This is a genomic window from Achromobacter pestifer, from assembly GCF_013267355.1.
Taxonomy (GTDB): domain Bacteria; phylum Pseudomonadota; class Gammaproteobacteria; order Burkholderiales; family Burkholderiaceae_B; genus Achromobacter; species Achromobacter pestifer_A.
The window spans coordinates 4,539,458-4,555,912 of the sequence record NZ_CP053985.1; the positions used below are offsets into that span (position 1 = coordinate 4,539,458).

Sequence of the window (16,455 nt, forward strand, 5' to 3'; positions counted from 1 at the left end):
ATGGACGCGGAATTCTGGCTGGAGCGCTGGCGCGAAGGGCGCACGCATTTTCAGCAATCGCGGGTCACGCCGCTGCTGCAGAAGTACTGGCCGACGCTGGGCGTGCCCAAGGACGGCCGGGTGCTGGTGCCGCTTTGCGGCAAGTCGCTGGACATGGTGTGGATCGCGTCGCAGGGACACTCCGTGCTGGGTATCGAGCTGTCGCAGCTCGCGGTCGAGCAGTTCTTCGAAGAAAACGAACTCAAGCCGCTCACGCACGTGTCCGTCTATGGCAAGCACTATGTGGCGGGCAGCATCGAGATCATCTGCGGCGACATCTTCAAGCTGGATGCGCAACTGCTGTCGCATTGCGTCGGCGCCTATGACCGCGCCGCGCTGGTGGCGCTGCCCGAAGCCATGCGCGCGGACTACGTGCGCCACGTCTACGGCAATCTGTCGCCCGCCTATCAAGGCCTGCTGATCACGCTGGACTACCCCCAGGAAGAAATGCCGGGGCCGCCGTTCTCAGTCGTGGACAGCGAAGTGCAGAAGATCTTTGCGGACGTCTCGCCTGCCAGAATCATCGACCGCCGCGACATCCTGGAAAAGGAGCCGAAATTCCTGGCGGCCGGCGTCAGCCGGCTGGACACCGTGGTCTACCACCTGGGCGCGTAGGAATGTAGCGGGCGCCCGCCTGAACTCGCGCGGGCGCTGCACGCGATTCCTTCAGGTCATCAGCCAGCCGCCGGCCACGTCCAGCACCTGACCCGTGACGAAGCGGGCCTGGTCCGACGCGAAGAACAGGCAGGCATCCGCCACTTCCTCTGGCGTGCCCAGGCGGCGCAGCGCGGTCACCTGCGCCACCGCGTCGTTGATCTCCTTGGGTACGGTCTTGAGCAAGGGCGTGCTGATGCGCCCCGGCGCCAGGGCGTTGACCGTGACCTGGTGTTCACCCAGTTCGGCGGCCCAGTGGCGCGTCAGGCCGATCAGGCCGGCCTTGGTGGCCGCGTAGTGCGCCGCCACGATGTCGCAATAGGCGCGGCCGGCCACCGACGACATATTGATCACGCGGCCCTGGCGCTCGCGCACCATGTGCGGCGTGGCCAGATGCGTCATGTAGAACACGCTGTTCAGGTTGACGGCAACCACGTTCTCCCATTCCCGGGGCGGCATCTCCCAGACCTTCAGCGCGCGTCCATCGGTCTTCGGCGAGATCCCGACGTTGTTCACTAGAATGGTGGCCGCGCCCAGCTCGCGGCTGATGCGCTCGTAGGCCGCCTGGCATTCCTCGAAGCGCGCCACGTCCGCGTGCACGAAGCAGACGTCATGGCCGCGCTTGCGCAGTTCCTTCTCGTAGGCCTGGCCGCCCTGCGAATTGAAATCGATCAGCCCCACGCGGCCGCCCTCGGAAAGGAAGCCCTCGACGATGGCCGAGCCTATGCCGCCGACCGCGCCGGTCACGATGGCGACCTGGTCCTTGAAGCGCCCGCTCATGCGGCCACCTTCAGCATGATCTTGCCGATATGCTTGCTGCTTTCCATCAGCGCGTGGGCTTGCGCGGCCTCGGCCAGCGGAAACACCTTGTGGATGCGCGGCAGGCACTGCCCCTGTTCCATCAGCGGCAACACCCTTTCCGCCAGTGCGCGGGCAATCGCGCCCTTGTCCTCGTCGGAACGGGGGCGCAAGGTGGAGCCGGTGAACTGCAGGCGCTTGAGCATGATGGGCATGGCGTCGATCTCGGCCTTGCTGCCTTCCAGGAACGCGATCTGCACCAGCCGGCCGTTAACTGCCAGCAGCCGCAGGTTCTTGTTCATGTAGGCGCCGCCCACCATGTCCAGGATAACGTCCACGCCCGGACCGCCGCTGCCCTGGCGCACGGCGGCCTCGAAGTCAGCATCGCGGTACAGCACGGCATGGTGCGCGCCGGCGGCCAGGCAGGCGTCGGCCTTTTCCTGGTTGCCGACCGTGGTCCAGACTTCGGCGCCGAAGGCGCGCGCCAGCTGGATCGCGGTCAGGCCGATGCCGCTGGAACCGCCGTGCACCAGGAAGCGCTCGCCGGCCGCCAGACGCGCGCGGTCGAACACATTGGTCCAGACGGTGAAGTAATTCTCGGGGATGGCTGCGGCCGCCAACAGGTCCAGGCCGCGCGGCACTGGCAGGCAATGGCGCTCGTCCGCCAGGCAGTACTGGGCGTAGCCTCCGCCCGGCGTCAGCGCGCATACCTCGTCGCCGACCTTCCAGAGGCTGGCATCGGGGCCGGTGGCGATGACGGTGCCGGATACCTCCAGCCCCAGATGGGGCGATGCGCCCGGAGGCGGCGGATAGGAGCCGGAGCGTTGCAGCACGTCCGGACGATTGACGCCGGCATAGGCGACTTCGATCAGCACCTGCCGGCCGGCGGGCGTCTCCATGTCGCGTTCGGCCAAGCGCATGCAATCGGGCGTGCCGCCCTGGCCGTGGTCGATATAGGTGCAGCGTAAAGACATAAAAAGGGGATCCTTGGTAATCAGTGGCCCAGATAGGCCTTCTTCACATGCGGGTCGTTCAGCAGCTCGGCGCCGGTGCCGGTGCGCACGATGGCCCCGTTCTCCAGCACATAGCCGCGGTCCGCCAGCCGCAGCGTGCGGAACACGTTCTGCTCCACCAGCAGCACGGTGACGCCGTGCGCGGTGACGCCGCGGATGATGTCGAACATCTGCTGCACCAGCAGCGGCGACAGGCCCAGCGAGGGCTCGTCGAACACCAGCAGCTTGGGATCGGCCATCATGCCGCGCGCGATCGCCACCATTTGCTGTTCGCCGCCCGATAGCGAGCCGGCGTACTGGCTCAGCCGTTCCTTCACTCGCGGGAAGATGCCCAGCACCTCGTCCAGCTTGCGCTGCACGATGGGGCGGGCGGCGCGCTTGTATGAGCCCATCAGCAGGTTGTCGCGCACGGTGAAGTGCGGGAACAGTTGGCGGCCTTCGGGAATCATGGTGATGCCGGCGTCCACGATGTCGTAGGGCTTGTGGTTGGTCAGGTCCTGGCCTTCGAATTCGACCTTGCCTTCCATGGCGCCGATGACGCCGCACAGCGTCTTCAAGGTGGTGGTCTTGCCGGCGCCGTTGGCGCCGATCAGCGTGACGATCTCGCCCGCGTGGACCTCGAAGTTCAGGCCGTTCAGGACCTGGCTCTTGCCGTAGCCCGAGGACAGATTCGAAACCTTAAGCATCCTGGTACTCCTTGCCCAAATAGGCTTCGATGACGGCCGGGTTCTCCACCACGTCCTTGGGCGCGCCGCTGACCAGCACCGCGCCTTCGTTCAGCACGATGATGCGGTCGGACAGCGCCATGGTGGCCTGCATCATGTGTTCGATCAGCAGCACCGACACACCCGAATCGCGGATGCGCCGGATCATCTGGATCGACTTCTCGATGTCGGTCGGGTTCAGGCCCGCCATCACCTCGTCCAGCAGCAGGATGCGCGGCTTGATCGCCAGCGCGCGGGCCACCTCCAGGCGCTTCATGCCGCCCACGGTCAGGTTGCGCGCTTCGATGTCCAGGGATTTCACCAGGTCGGTCTGCTCGGCGACCTTGAGCGCGATCTGCTCGGCCTCATCGCGGTTGGAGGTGTGGATGAAGGCGCCCAACATGATGTTTTCAAGCACGGTCAGGCCGGTGAAGGGCTTGGCGATCTGGAAAGTGCGGCCCAGCCCCTGATGCGCGAATTCGTCGGGCGTCTTGCAGGTGACCCATTTGCCGTGCGCGTCCAGCATGCTGATGCCGCCCTTGTCCGGAGACAGGAAGCCCGACAGCAGGTTGAACACCGTGGTCTTGCCCGCGCCGTTCGGGCCTATCATGCCCAGGATCTCGTTCTGGTTCAGCGTCAGCGACACGTCGTTGGTGGCGCGCAGGCCGCCGAAGCTCTTGAACAGCTTGTCGGCCTTGAGCACCGGCTGCTCCGTGCGTTGCGCACTGTGCAGGCGCAGCTCGTCGGCCAGCTTGCGCTTGACGCGCGGCGCGCCCAGATAGGGCAGGCGCGACAGCCAGCGCTCGATGGCCGGACCGAAGGCGCCGGCCAGGCCGCGCGGAATGGTCAGCACCACCGCCACCAGAATCAGGCCATAGATCAGCCCGTGCATGCCGTTGCCCACGCTGCTGAGCCAGCCGCGCGCCAGCTCGGCGATGGGCAGCACCAGGAAGGTGCCGGCGATGGGGCCGGCCACCGTGCCCAGCCCGCCGATCAGCGCGAACATGGCCACCTGGATCGACAGCTCCAGCGAAAACGCCGAGCTGGGATCCACGAAAGTCAGGTAGGTGATGTGGAAGGTGCCGATGATGCTGGTCAGCATGGCGGACACGACCGCTGCGATGATCTTCATGCGCACCGTATGGATGCCGACTGCCAGCGCCGCGTCCTCGCGTTCGCGGATCGCGATCAGGTAGTGGCCGATGCGCGACTTGCGGATGTACCAGGATGCCCAGGTCACCAGCAGGAACAGGCCGAAGGCGATGATCACGTAATTGACCTTCTCGCGGAACACGATCCAGGTCCAGCCTATGTTCAGTGGCAGGCTGATGCCACTGGAGCCGCCCGTCCAGCTTTCTTCGTGGATGACCAGCAGGCGCACCACTTCCAGGATGGCGATGGTGGCCAGCGCGAAGAACGGGCCGCGCAGCCGCAGGGTGGGGTAGCTGATCAGGATGGCGACGGCTCCCGAGATCACCGCGCCCGCCAGCATGCCGAACCACGGCGAAATACCGAAGTTCTGCGTCAGCAGCGTGGCGGTATAGCCGCCGATGCCATAGAACACCGCGTGGCCCAGGGACAGTTGGCCGGCGTAGCCGCCGACGATGTTCCAGGCCACCGACAGGGCCGAGAACACGAACAGCAGGACGAAAAGATTGGTCCAGAACGGCGTGCCCATGATCACGGGCACAATGAACATCGCGATCAGCAGGACCAGGCTGACGTAGGTCTTGGGGTGTCGAATATCGGGAAACACATCTCGCTCCTTGTTGCTCTGATCACTCTGTGCCGACGCCGAACAGGCCGTTCGGACGCAGCACCAGGATCAAGAGGAAGATCCCGAAATACACGACCTCTTTCAGGTCGGGGGCGATGTAGAAGCCGGCCAGCGTGTCCACGATGCCGATGATCATGGAGCCGGCCACGGCGCCGTACAGGCTGCCCAGGCCGCCCAGCACCACGATCACGAAGGCTGTCAGCACGAAGTAGGTGCCCACCGTCGGAAACACCGGATACTGTGGCGCCAGCAGGCCGGCGGCGATGCCGACGAAGGCCGTGCCCAGGCCGAAGGCGATGGCGTAGACGTTGTTGACGTTTACGCCCATCAGGGTGGCGGCATAGCGGTGCTGCGCCACGGCCCGCAGCGCGCGGCCCAGGTAGGTGCGGTGCATGAACAGGTGCAGCAGCACCGCCAGGGTGAGGCCGATCACGAAGGTGACGATCTGCCCGCTCACCATCGAATAGGGGCCGATTTCAATGGCGTTGGTGCCCAGTTCCACCGGCGCGCGGTAGACGTTGGCGCCGAAGATGACCAGGGCCAGATTCAGCAGAATGGTGGACACGCCCACCGTGGCGAAGATCTGGATGTGCTGGTCGGCGTTGAGCAGCGGCTGGATGATGCCCTTCTGCGTCAGCGCGCCCAGCGCGAACAGGATGACTGCCACCGGCACCAGACCGGCGTAGGGATGCACGCCGAATTGCGCCGCGATCAGATAGACCATGTACATGCCTATCATCAGGAACTCGCCGTGCGCGAAGTTCACGACCCGCACCACGCCGAAGATCAACGTCAGCCCCAGGCTGATGATGGTGTACGCGCCGCCCAGCAACAGGCCGTTGATGACCAGTTGAATGAATAGTTCCATGTTGCAACCTCTTAGAGCGGGCAGCGGCCCTGATCCGGCCGAACTGTCGGCAGGGTCAGGGCGCGCGGACCCCGGGAAACGTCAGGCGCCCCCGAGCGCCTGAGCACTGGCGCGGCGCTTATTTCTTGAAGACGGGCTTGCCGAGTGCGAGGTTGCTGGGCGCGATGGTGACGAGCTTGCCGTCCTGCCACTGCATCACGTAGAACGTGGATGCGTTGTTCTGGCCGTCTTCGCCGAAGTCGAAGGCCCAGCCGTTGGCGGTCTGGCCGGCCGGCTTCTTGTAGGCCAGGACCGCGGCGCGGATCTTGTCCTTGTCCGTGGACTTGGCGTTGCCGATGGCTTCGAAGAAAGCCTTGGCGCCGACGTAGTTGGTCAGGCTGTGACCGGACTGCGGATCGCTCTTGTAGGTGGCCTTGTAGGCTTCCAGGAACTTGTCCAGGCCGGGCGCGCCGGCAGGATTGATGGAGGATTGGGGGAAGTCCAGGTCGAACACGCCGTTCATGTCCGCGCCCACGGCCTTGGCCGTGTCGGCCAGCGAATAGCCGCCGCCCGCGCCGATCACCACCTTGGGCTTGAAGCCCGCGGCGCGCGCCTGGCTGAAGAACAGGATGGCGTCGTTCTGGTAGGCCGTCTGCAGCACCACGTCGACCTTGGCCCCTTTCAGGCGCAGGATCAGCGAGGACAGGTCCACGGTCTTGGCCGAGTACGGCAGCACTTCCGCAACCGTATAGCCCAGCTCCTGCGCGCGCTTTTTCTCGGTGGCGGCCACGTCGGTGCCATAGGGACCGTCCTCGTGGATGATGCCGATCTTGATGTCCTTGGGGTTCAGCCCCATGCCCGGCGCGATGGAGTCGTGCAGCGCGTTGACCACCGACACGCCGTACAGCGCGGTGTTGGGGTTGCTGCGGAACAGGTACTTGTAGCCGCGGGTGGTGATCTTGTGCGCGGTGGCGCCCAGCTCGAAATAGGGCACGCCGGCCAGTTCGGTCACGGGCGAGGCCGCGTAGGAAATGCCGGACGCGTAGCTGCCGAACACGCCGACCACGTTGGAGGAAATCAGGCGCTTGGTCTCCGACACGGCCTGGGTCGGGTCGACGGCGTCGGCCTTGATGATCTCGATCTTCTCGCCGTTGACCCCGCCCGCGGCATTGATTTCGTTGACGGCCAGCTCCAGGCCGCGATAGCTCTCTTGTCCCAGGAGCGCGAGCGCGCCGCTGAACGGGAAGAGGGCGCCTACCTTCATGTCGGCCGCTGCGGTGCCGCTTGCCAGCGCGCCGCACACGCCCAGCGCCAAAGCAATTTTGTTGAACTTGAACACTGTCTACGCTCCTTTGTCGGTATGGGATGCGGACTTTCTTGTTTGGTCCGTTTTTTTGAATATATGATATATCGGCCGGGCGGGTAGCAAACCCCGCCTTGGATTCTAGTTGGGGCCGTAACCCGCCGAATCGGGGAATTCCCTAAAGCCGCATGAATAAAGACTTAGCGGGATGATGTCGAGAAAATTCAGGTGCTTTTGCCACTTCGGGATGACACATTTCGATGTATGACCCGGTTGCAATAAACGTCAGAAGCTGGCGGTTTTTTTCATATATCGTATATCATCAATCGGCCGTTTTTCATAAGAATCAGGAGACAGAGGCATGTTCGAGGAAGTGGATTTCGCCGGAAAAAAGGTGCTCATCACCGCCGGCGCGGACGGGCTGGGCCTGGAAATGGCGAAGGTGTTCCGCCATGCCGGCGCTTCGGTATTCGTGTGCGATGTGAACCAGGAGCGCCTGGCCGCGCTGCCGGCCGAATTGCCTGGCGTGCATGCGGCCCTGGCCGACGTCTCGGACGAAGACAGCGTCGCCGCGCTGTTCGACCAGGTCCGCGCCAAATTGGGCGGGCTGGACATCCTGGTGAACAACGCGGGCGTGGCTGGTCCCACCGGCTATGTCGAAACCCTATCCAAGGAGGACTGGGACCGCACGCTGGCCGTGAACATCACCGGACAGTTCCTGTGCGCGCGCCAGGCCATCGGTCTGCTCAAGGAATCCAAGGCGGGCGTGATGATCAACCTGTCGTCCGCGGCCGGCCATCTGGGCTTTGCCGGGCGCTCGGTCTACTCGGCCTCGAAGTGGGCGGTGATTGGCTTCACCAAATCCCTGGCCATCGAACTGGGCCCCTATGGCATCCGCGTCAACGCCATTCTGCCGGGCGCGGTGGAAGGGCCGCGCATCCGCGCCGTCATCGCGGCCAAGGCGGATACGCTGGGCCGTCCGGTGGAGGAGATCGCCGCGCAGTACGAGAACCAGGCCGCGCTGGGCCGCATGGTCACCGCGCGCGATATCGCCAACATGGTGCTGTTCAATGCCAGCGAGGCCGCCCGTAGCGTCTCGGGGCAGGCCATCGTGGTGGACGGTTTCACGCAGAAGCTCTACTGATGGGCGCCGAGGCCAAGGCGCGGCGCGCCGCCATCATCGGAACCGGCCTGATAGGCCAGGGCTGGGCCATCGTGTTCGCCCGCATGGGCTGGGAAGTGCGCCTGCATGACGTCAACGCCGCCATGCTGGCCGAAGCCCGCGGCCTGATCCTGCAGCAGCTGCGGGAACTCGAAGCCCAGGGTCTGCTGAAGGACGCCGAGGCCATAGGCGGGCGCGTCCATGTGGCGGGCAGCCTCGCGGATGCCCTGAGGGGCGCCAGCTACATCCAGGAAAACTCGCCCGAAAACGTCGAGATCAAGCGGGCGCTGTTTGCCGAACTGGACGCGGCGGCCGAACCCGACGCCATCATCGGCAGTTCCACATCCAGCATCCCCGCCAGCGAGTTCACCGGGCATCTGGCCGGGCGCCACCGCTGCCTGGTGGCGCATCCGGTGAATCCGCCGTACCTGATCCCGGTGGTGGAGCTGTGCCCCGCGCCGTGGACCAGCCCGCAAGCGGTCGAGTTTGCCCGCGCCGTCATGGCCGGCATCGGCCAGAAGCCGGTACTGGTGCGGCGCGAAATCGAAGGCTTCATCCTGAACCGCCTGCAGGGCGCGCTGCTGCACGAGGCTTTCCGCCTGGCCAGCGCGGGCATCGCCAGCGCAGAAGATATCGACACCACGGTGAAGGACGGGCTGGGTTTGCGCTGGTCGTTCATGGGGCCGTTCGAAACCATAGACCTCAACGCGCCGGGCGGCATTGCCGACTACTGCGCGCGCTATGGCGGGCTGTACCAGTCCATCGGCGCAACCCAGGGCGAACCCGCCGCCTGGGACGGCGCGCTGGTCGATGCCCTGGCCGAGGAACGCCGCGGCCTGCTGCCGCGGGAAGATCTTGCCAAGCGCCGCTTCTGGCGCGATGAAAAACTGATGCGCCTCATGCGCCACAAACAGGACAACGGAGACAACAATGGCTAAGCCCAAGCAGAAAGTCATCATTACTTGCGCCGTGACGGGCGCCATTCACACGCCCAGCATGTCGCCGCACCTGCCGGTCACCGCCGACGAGATCGCCGAGGCGGCCATCGGCGCCGCCAAGGCGGGCGCCGCGGTGCTGCACCTGCATGCGCGCGATCCGCAGACCGGCAAACCTTCGCAGGACCCGGCGCTGTTCAAGCCCTTCCTGGAGCGGATCAAGCGGGAAACGGACGCCATCATCAACATCACCACCGGCGGCAGTCCGCACATGACGGTGGAAGAGCGCATGCGTCCGGCCACCACCTTCAAGCCGGAGCTGGCGTCCCTGAACATGGGGTCCATGAACTTCGGCCTGTACCCGATGCTGGGCCGCTTCAAGGAGTTCAAGCACGACTGGGAGCGCGAACATCTGGAGAACAGCCGTTCGCTGGTGTTCCGCAACACCTATCAGGACATCGAGTCCATCCTGGCGCTGGGCAACGCCAACGGCACCCGCTTCGAGTTCGAGTGCTACGACATCAGCCACTTGTACAACCTGGCGCATTTCGTGGACCGCGGCCTGGTCAAGTCGCCGCCTTTCATCCAGTCGGTCTTCGGCATTCTGGGCGGCATTGGACCGCACCCCGAAGACCTGATGCACATGAAGCGCACCGCCGACCGCCTGTTTGGCAATGACTATGAATGGTCGATCCTGGGCGCCGGCCGCGGCCAGATGCCGCTGGCCACCATCGGCGCGGCCATGGGGTCGAACGTGCGGGTGGGGCTGGAAGATTCGCTGTGGATCGGCCCGGGCGAGATGGCGCAATCCAATCAGGTCCAGGTGGAGCGCATCCGCACCATCCTGGAGGCGCTGAACCTGGAAATCGCCACGCCCGAGGAAGCGCGCGCCAAGCTGGACCTGAAGGGCCGGGACAACGTCGAGTTCTGATGCGGCGGGGCGCCGGCGAGGCCGGCGCCTGCCTGTCAGGCGTAGCGGCGCAGCGCGGCGGCCAAGGTATCCGTGTCCAGCGCGCGGTCGAAGTTGGCGGCGTGGCGGGCCTTCAGGCTCAGTTCCGCCGCCAGGCGTAATTCCGCGTCGGCCGGCGCGCCGGCCGCGCCGAGTTCGCGCAAGGTCGTGGGCAGGCCTACCTGGGCATACCAGCGGGTCAGCTCGGCCAGCATGCCGTCCGTCCGGTTCTCCAGGTCCAGCTGCACCAGCAAGCCGACCGCCACCTGCAGGCCATGCGGGGCGCTCGCCACGCCGCTGATCTTGGGCAGCCCGCGCGTCAGCGCGTGGGCGATGGACAGGCCGCCGCTTTCGAAACCGAGGCCGCTCATGAGGATCATTGCTTCCACCACGCGTTCGAAGGCCGGCGTGGGCTGGCCGCTGCCGGCAACCGCCATGGCGTCCGCGCCGTCGGCCAGCAGGGTGCGCAGGCAGCCGTCGGCAATGAACTGGGCGGTGAGGGGCGGCGCGCCGTCATACATGTTCCTGCCGCCGTTGCGGCCGCACTGCTCGGCCTCGAATTGCTTCGAGACCGCATCGCCCAGCCCGGCGCGGAAGAAGGGCGCCGGCGCGGTGGCGATGACGGCCGTGTCCACCAGCACGATGGTGGGGTTGAACAGCATGTGCTCCACCGCCAGGAGGTTGTGATGGGCGTCGTACAGGACGTAGTTCTTGCTGGTCGGCGCGTCGTTGGACGCGACGGTGGGCACGGTGATGAGGTGGCAGTGCGAGGACTTGGCCACCGCCTTGCCCGCGTCCAGCGCTTTGCCGCCGCCCACCGCGATCACCATGTCGATGCTGGCGGGCGCGGCCTGCGCGCGCAATTGCGTGATCGCCGCGGGCGTCAGGTCGCCTTCGACGATCAGCGGTATCAACGACACGTTTTGCGCCGCGCACAAGGCTTCGATTCTTGGCCCCAGCACGCCATGGACGTAGCTGTCGATGACCAGGGCCGCGCGGCGGCCAAACAGGGCTGCGTACTGTCCCAGGGTGTCCAGGGCGCCGGCGCCCTGGATGTAGCGGCAGGGTGCGCCAAAAATCTTCAGCATCGGGTCTTCCTATTTGCGGGCAGCGGGAGGGCGGTAGTCGAGTTCCTTTTCGCGCTCGACCAGCCAGTCGATCATGATCTTGCCGCCCCAGACCAGATCGGCCTGGATGGCCTGCCTGGCCGCTTCGGAGTCGCGCGCTTCCAGGGCTTCCAGCACCGCCTCGTGGCGGTGCTCGTTCTGCGAATAGTCCAGCCCCGAGGTCTTGACGTGGAACACCTTGAGGATGGGGCCGGTGATCACCCAGAACGATTCCACCGTGGCGCGCAGGATGGGCTTGTTGCTGGCTTCCAGGATGGCGAAGTGGAACTTGCGGTTCAGGTAGCTGGCGCGCTTGGGATCGCTGGCGGTGCAGGAAATGAAGTCCCGCTGCAGCGCGATCAGGTTGTCCAGCTGCTTGCGCGTGATGTGCTGGGCGGCCTCGGCTGCGCCCATGCCTTCCAGGTGGAAACGGATCTGCTGGATTTCGCGCAGCTTTTCCGAATTGACGTAAGGCACGTAGACCGCGGTGGCTGCCTGCATTTCCAGGCCCTGCTCGCTGATCAGCCGGAAGATGGCTTCGCGCACGGGCGTGATGGAGACGCCCATTTCCTGGGCCAGTTCGCCAATGATCAGGCGTTCGCCGGGTTCGTACTGCCCGTTGATCAGGGCATTGCGGATTTCGTTGTAGACCCTGACGGAGAGGTTCTCTTTCTTTACCGGTTTAAGGCTGGACATGACAGGCTCAGGCTTGCTGTATTGATGGGGGCGGGTGGATTCGGGATGAATTCTATCCCGCCATGGCAAATTCGAGCACGATGGGTATATTATATATCATATATCTTAACAGCGAAAAGGAAGCGCCATGAGGAGTGACTGGGAGGTCCCCACCGAAGGGGAGGTCGGGCTGCTGCGGGAAAAGGCCCGCCACATCCGGCTGGAGACCATCAGGCTGATCGAGATCGCCAAGGTCGGGCATTACAGCTCGGTGTTCTCATGCGCGGAAATCTTCGCCGCGCTGTACTACGACGTGATGCGCCTGCGTCCGGGCGAGCCGCAGTGGCCCGACCGCGACCGCTTCCTGATGGGCAAGGGCCATGCCGCCGTGGGTCTCTTTCCGGTGCTGGCCGACCACGGCTTCATCGCCCGCGAACTGCTGGACGGCTACACCCGCCTGGGCAGCCCGCTGGGCGACCATCCCGACATGAGCAAGGTGCCGGGCGTGGATTTCAGCTCGGGCTCCATCGGCCATGCGCTGTCCAATGGCGTGGGCATGGCGGTGGGCGGGCGCATGAGCGGGCGCGACTTCAACGTCTTCGTGCTGCTGGGCGATGGCGAGATGCAGGAAGGCCAGGTCTGGGAGGCGGCGCTGTTCGCCGCGCACAACCGCCTGTCGCGCCTGGTTGCCATCGTCGACCGCAACGGCTACCAACTGGACGGCAAGGTGGACGAGGTCATGGGTGTGGAGTCGCTGAAGGAAAAATGGCAGGCCTTCGGCTGGGAAGTGCACGAGGTGGATGGCCACAACCTTGTGGAACTGACCGCCTTGCTGCGCCGCCTGCGCGCCGACGAGACGCGCGCCAGGCCGGCCTGCGTGATCGCCCGGACCATCAAGGGCAAGGGCGTGTCCTACATGGAAACCGAGCCGGGCTGGCATCTGGGCTACCTGGCGCCGCAAGACGCGCAAAGCGCCGTTGAAGAAATCCTTTCCCGCGAGATCTGAATGGCACAGGCACAAGTCCTCTCTTCCGATTCCTGGCAGTACCGCGCGCTGAACGCGGTCAACCCCGGGCTGTCCTATCTTTCCGACGCACTGATCGAGCTGGCCGCGGCCGGGCATCCGGTGGTCGCCGGCTCGGCCGATCTGCAGTATTCCAACGGCCTGAACCGCTTTGCCCAGGCCTATCCCGACCGCTACATCCAATTCGGCATTTCCGAGCAGAACATGGTGTCGGCCGCGGCAGGCCTGGCGACCACGGGCATGATGCCCTTCGTCGCGACCTTCGCTTCCTTCCTGGGCCTGCTGTGCTGCGAGCAGATCCGCATGGACGTGGCCTATACCAAGCTGCCCGTGCGCCTCATCGGCCACCACACAGGGATCAGCCTGGGTTTCTACGGCACCTCGCACCACGCCACCGAAGACATCTCGACGATGCGGGCGCTGGCCGGCCTGACGGTGGTTTCGCCCGCCGACGGTCCGCAGCTGGCGTCCGCCATCAAGGCCTCGGCGGACTGGCCCGAGCCGATCTATTTCCGCATCGGCCGCGGCCGCGACCCGCAGGTCTACGAAGATGGCATGCCCTTCGAGTTCGGCCGCGCCATCGTCCATTCCAGCGGTTCGGACCTGAACATCATCGCCTGCGGCATCACCGTGCACGCGGCTCTGGCCGCCGCCGAGCAGTTGCGTGGCGAGGGCCTGTCGGTGGGCGTGATCGACATGCCCACCATCAAGCCGCTGGACCGCGACGCCGTGCTGGCCGCGGCGGGCAAGTCGCGCCTGTTGATGACGGTGGAAGAACACAATGTGCTGGGCGGCCTGGGGTCGGCCGTGGCCGAGGTCCTGGCCGATGCGGGTACGGGCACGCGCCTGCGCCGCCATGGCATCTACGACGAATACAGCCTGATAGCGCCGCCCACCACCCTGTATGCGCACTACAAGCTGGACGCGGACGGCATCGCCGACGTCGCGCGCGCCACGCTCCAGCCCTGAGAAAAGGAGAAAACGATGAAGGAAATCACCGGCGCCACGCGCCTGTTCGGCATCCTGGCCGATCCCATCCATCACGTGAAGACGCCGCAGCGCATGAACGAGCATTTCGCCGCCATCGGCTTTGACGGCGTGTGCGTGCCGTTCCACGCCCGGCCGGACAATCTGGCGGAGGTGGTCGCCGGACTGCGGCGACTGGAGAATCTGGGTGGCGTCATCGTCACCGTGCCGCACAAGACCGCGATACTGGAGCTGGTGGACGACGCCACCCCCGTGGCGCGCAAGATCGGCGCGGCCAACGTGGTGCGCCGCGAGGCCGACGGCAAATTGGTGGCGCACATGCTGGACGGTGAAGGCTTCGTGCGCGGCCTGCAAAGCGCGGGCGTGTCGCTGCAGGGCAAGAGCGCCTATCTGGCGGGGGCGGGCGGCGCGGCCAATGCGATCGGCTTCGCGCTGGTCCAGGCCGGCGTGTTGCGGCTGACCATCGCCAACCGCACGACGGCCAAGGCCGAGGATCTGAAGGCGCGCATCCTGTCGTTGCATCCCGGCGCCCGGATCGACGTGGGCACGGCCGACCCCTCGGGGCACGACCTGGTGGTCAACGGCACCTCGCTGGGCATGAAGCCGGACGATGCCTTGCCGCTGGACGCCAGCCGCCTGACGCCCGATCAGCTGGTTTGCGAAGTCATCATGCAGCCCAAGGACACCGCCTTGCTGCTGGCGGCGCAGGCCCGCGGCTGCAAGGTGCACTACGGCGCGCCGATGCTGGCCTGCCAGATCGAACTGATGGCGCAGATGCTGGGCGTGGCGGCGGACAAGCCGGCCGGCGCGGGGCGCTGACCCGTATGAGCGACTACGACTTCATCATCGCCGGGGGCGGCACGGCGGGCTGCATCCTGGCCAACCGCCTGAGCGCCGACGGCAAGTATCGGGTGCTGATGCTGGAGGCCGGGCATGAAGCCCGCAGCATGTGGATCTCCATCCCGGCGGGCTTTTCCAAGTTGCTGGTGAACCCGGACTACAACTGGCGCTTCGCCACCGAGCCGGAAGACAACGTCCACGGCCGCACCATCGCCGTGCCGCGCGGCAAGGGCGTGGGTGGGTCGACCCTGATCAACGGCATGATCTACGTCCGTGGCCAGCCGCAGGACTACGACGGCTGGGAGGCCGCAGGCGCCACCGGCTGGGGCTATGGCCAGGCCGAGCGCATCTTCCGCAAGATCGAATGCTACGAACCCGGCGGCGCCAGCCGCGGCAAGAGCGGCCCCATGCATCTGGAAGAAGTCGCCGAACGCTTTCCCATATCGGACGCGTTTCTGCAGGCGGCGCAGGAAGACGGCCAGCCCTTGAATCCCGACTACAACGGCGGCAGCCAGGAGGGCGTGGGTTACTACCAGGTGCTGCAGCATCGGGGCAGGCGCTGGAGCGTGGTGGACGGATACCTGAAACCCGCCTCGGGCCGCAAGAATCTCAGCGTGGAATGCGGCGCGCACGTGACCCGGCTGGTGTTCGAGGGCAAGCGTTGCGTGGGCGTGGCCTACCGCAAGAATGGACAGGAACACATCGTGCGCGCGCGGCGCGAGACGCTGCTGTGCATGGGGGCGGTGCAATCGCCGCAGCTGCTGGAGCTGTCCGGGGTCGGCAATCCCGCCTTGCTGCAATCGTTCGGCATCGCGCCGGTGCTGGCGCAGCCGCAGGTGGGCGAGAACTACATCGACCACTTTGCCACGCGCATGAACTGGCGGGTGAAGGGCACGGTGACGCTGAACGAGATGTCGCGCGGCTGGCGCCTGGCGCAGCAGGTGGCACGCTACTACGCCAGCCACAAGGGCATCCTGACCCTGGGCACGGGGCTGGTGCACGGCTTCGTGAAAAGCGCGCCGGACCTGCCCGCGCCCGACGTGCAGTACTTCTTCGTGCACGCCAGCTACGCCAACGCGGCCGAACGCATCCTCGACCGGCAGCCGGGCATGACGATAGGCGTGGCGCAGCTGCGGCCCGAGTCGCTCGGATCCATCCACATCAAGTCGGCGGATCCGCAGGCCGGACCCGCGATCCGGCCCAACTTCCTGTCCGCCCAGGTGGACCGCGACAGCCTGGTGGGCGGCATGCAGGCGGCCCGGCGCATTGTCGGCCAGCCGGCCATGCGGCGCTATATCGAATCGGAGATCAGCCCCGGCGAGGCGGTGGACAGCTACGACGAGTGGCTGGATTTCGCGCGGCGCAACGGCCAGACCATCTACCACCCGATAGGCACCTGCCGCATGGGTTCCGACGCCGCCGCCGTCACCGACGTGCGCCTGCGGGTGAACGGCCTGTCCGGCCTGCGCGTGGTGGACGCCTCCGTGATGCCGAAGATGGTTTCCGGCAACACGCAGGGCGCCGTCATGATGGTGGCCGAGCGGGGGGCGGAGATGATCCTGGAGGACGCGGCTCGGGAATAGGTAAGCCCGCCGCGCGTGGGGCCTTTCGCCGCCGGGCCGCCCCAAGGCGAAAGGGCCCC

The 16,455-nt window shown here is 65.9% G+C and carries 16 protein-coding genes; 8 read left to right on the plus strand and 8 right to left on the minus strand.

All coding sequences use genetic code 11. The features are described from left to right. Complete coding sequence (locus tag FOC84_RS21585; RefSeq protein WP_173146233.1) at positions 1 to 654, plus strand: thiopurine S-methyltransferase; 654 nt, start codon at positions 1 to 3, stop codon at positions 652 to 654. Between the two features lie 51 nt (positions 655 to 705). Here the strand turns inward: FOC84_RS21585 and FOC84_RS21590 are convergent, their stop codons facing one another. The 6 genes from FOC84_RS21590 to FOC84_RS21615 form a co-directional block, all read right to left on the minus strand. Next, positions 706 to 1,473: an SDR family oxidoreductase gene (locus FOC84_RS21590; RefSeq protein WP_173146234.1), complete on the minus strand. Its 768-nt coding sequence runs from the start codon at positions 1,471 to 1,473 to the stop codon at positions 706 to 708. Next, complete coding sequence (locus FOC84_RS21595) at positions 1,470 to 2,465, minus strand: NAD(P)H-quinone oxidoreductase (protein WP_173146235.1); 996 nt, start codon at positions 2,463 to 2,465, stop codon at positions 1,470 to 1,472. Before FOC84_RS21595 ends, FOC84_RS21590 begins: the two co-directional genes overlap by 4 nt. Positions 2,466 to 2,485: 20 nt before the next feature. Next, positions 2,486 to 3,190, minus strand: a complete 705-nt coding sequence (locus tag FOC84_RS21600; RefSeq protein ID WP_173146236.1) for an ABC transporter ATP-binding protein — start codon at positions 3,188 to 3,190, stop codon at positions 2,486 to 2,488. Beyond that, positions 3,183 to 4,964 (minus strand): branched-chain amino acid ABC transporter ATP-binding protein/permease, encoded by a 1,782-nt coding sequence (locus FOC84_RS21605; protein WP_173146237.1) that lies wholly within the window; start codon positions 4,962 to 4,964, stop codon positions 3,183 to 3,185. The genes FOC84_RS21600 and FOC84_RS21605 overlap by 8 nt, the downstream gene beginning before the upstream one ends. A 22-nt stretch (positions 4,965 to 4,986) precedes the next feature. After that, positions 4,987 to 5,853 (minus strand): branched-chain amino acid ABC transporter permease, encoded by an 867-nt coding sequence (locus FOC84_RS21610; RefSeq protein ID WP_173146238.1) that lies wholly within the window; start codon positions 5,851 to 5,853, stop codon positions 4,987 to 4,989. Positions 5,854 to 5,971: 118 nt separating this feature from the next. After that, positions 5,972 to 7,171 carry an ABC transporter substrate-binding protein gene (locus FOC84_RS21615; protein ID WP_088142065.1) on the minus strand — a complete coding sequence of 400 codons (1,200 nt, stop codon included), beginning with the start codon at positions 7,169 to 7,171 and terminating at the stop codon, positions 5,972 to 5,974. Positions 7,172 to 7,496: 325 nt separating this feature from the next. Between FOC84_RS21615 and FOC84_RS21620 the strand changes: the two genes are divergently transcribed. Genes FOC84_RS21620 through FOC84_RS21630 form a run of 3 tightly spaced genes read left to right on the plus strand, consistent with a single transcriptional unit; the run spans position 7,497 to position 10,163 of the window. After that, positions 7,497 to 8,279 (plus strand): SDR family oxidoreductase, encoded by a 783-nt coding sequence (locus FOC84_RS21620; protein WP_173146239.1) that lies wholly within the window; start codon positions 7,497 to 7,499, stop codon positions 8,277 to 8,279. Next, positions 8,279 to 9,235, plus strand: a complete 957-nt coding sequence (locus FOC84_RS21625) for a 3-hydroxyacyl-CoA dehydrogenase (protein ID WP_173146240.1) — start codon at positions 8,279 to 8,281, stop codon at positions 9,233 to 9,235. The genes FOC84_RS21620 and FOC84_RS21625 overlap by 1 nt, the downstream gene beginning before the upstream one ends. Next, positions 9,228 to 10,163 (plus strand): 3-keto-5-aminohexanoate cleavage protein, encoded by a 936-nt coding sequence (locus FOC84_RS21630; protein ID WP_173146241.1) that lies wholly within the window; start codon positions 9,228 to 9,230, stop codon positions 10,161 to 10,163. Before FOC84_RS21625 ends, FOC84_RS21630 begins: the two co-directional genes overlap by 8 nt. Positions 10,164 to 10,198: 35 nt before the next feature. On the opposite strand, the gene FOC84_RS21635 is transcribed toward FOC84_RS21630, so the two are convergent. Both FOC84_RS21635 and FOC84_RS21640 read right to left on the minus strand, forming a co-directional pair. Beyond that, positions 10,199 to 11,269, minus strand: a complete 1,071-nt coding sequence (locus tag FOC84_RS21635; protein WP_173146242.1) for a glycerol dehydrogenase — start codon at positions 11,267 to 11,269, stop codon at positions 10,199 to 10,201. A gap of 9 nt (positions 11,270 to 11,278) precedes the next feature. After that, on the minus strand, positions 11,279 to 11,983 hold the full coding sequence (locus tag FOC84_RS21640; protein WP_054457814.1) for a GntR family transcriptional regulator: 705 nt from the start codon (positions 11,981 to 11,983) through the stop codon (positions 11,279 to 11,281). A gap of 127 nt (positions 11,984 to 12,110) precedes the next feature. Between FOC84_RS21640 and FOC84_RS21645 the strand changes: the two genes are divergently transcribed. Genes FOC84_RS21645 through FOC84_RS21660 form a run of 4 tightly spaced genes read left to right on the plus strand, consistent with a single transcriptional unit; the run spans position 12,111 to position 16,396 of the window. Beyond that, positions 12,111 to 12,968, plus strand: coding sequence for a transketolase (locus tag FOC84_RS21645; RefSeq protein WP_173146243.1), 858 nt, complete (start codon positions 12,111 to 12,113; stop codon positions 12,966 to 12,968). Then, positions 12,969 to 13,955, plus strand: coding sequence for a transketolase family protein (locus FOC84_RS21650; protein WP_173146244.1), 987 nt, complete (start codon positions 12,969 to 12,971; stop codon positions 13,953 to 13,955). Positions 13,956 to 13,970: 15 nt separating this feature from the next. Continuing rightward, entirely contained in the window at positions 13,971 to 14,792 is an 822-nt protein-coding gene (locus tag FOC84_RS21655; protein WP_173146245.1) for a shikimate dehydrogenase family protein, read from the plus strand. 5 nt (positions 14,793 to 14,797) lie between these two features. After that, on the plus strand, positions 14,798 to 16,396 hold the full coding sequence (locus tag FOC84_RS21660; RefSeq protein ID WP_173146246.1) for a GMC family oxidoreductase: 1,599 nt from the start codon (positions 14,798 to 14,800) through the stop codon (positions 16,394 to 16,396). Positions 16,397 to 16,455 lie beyond the last annotated feature (59 nt).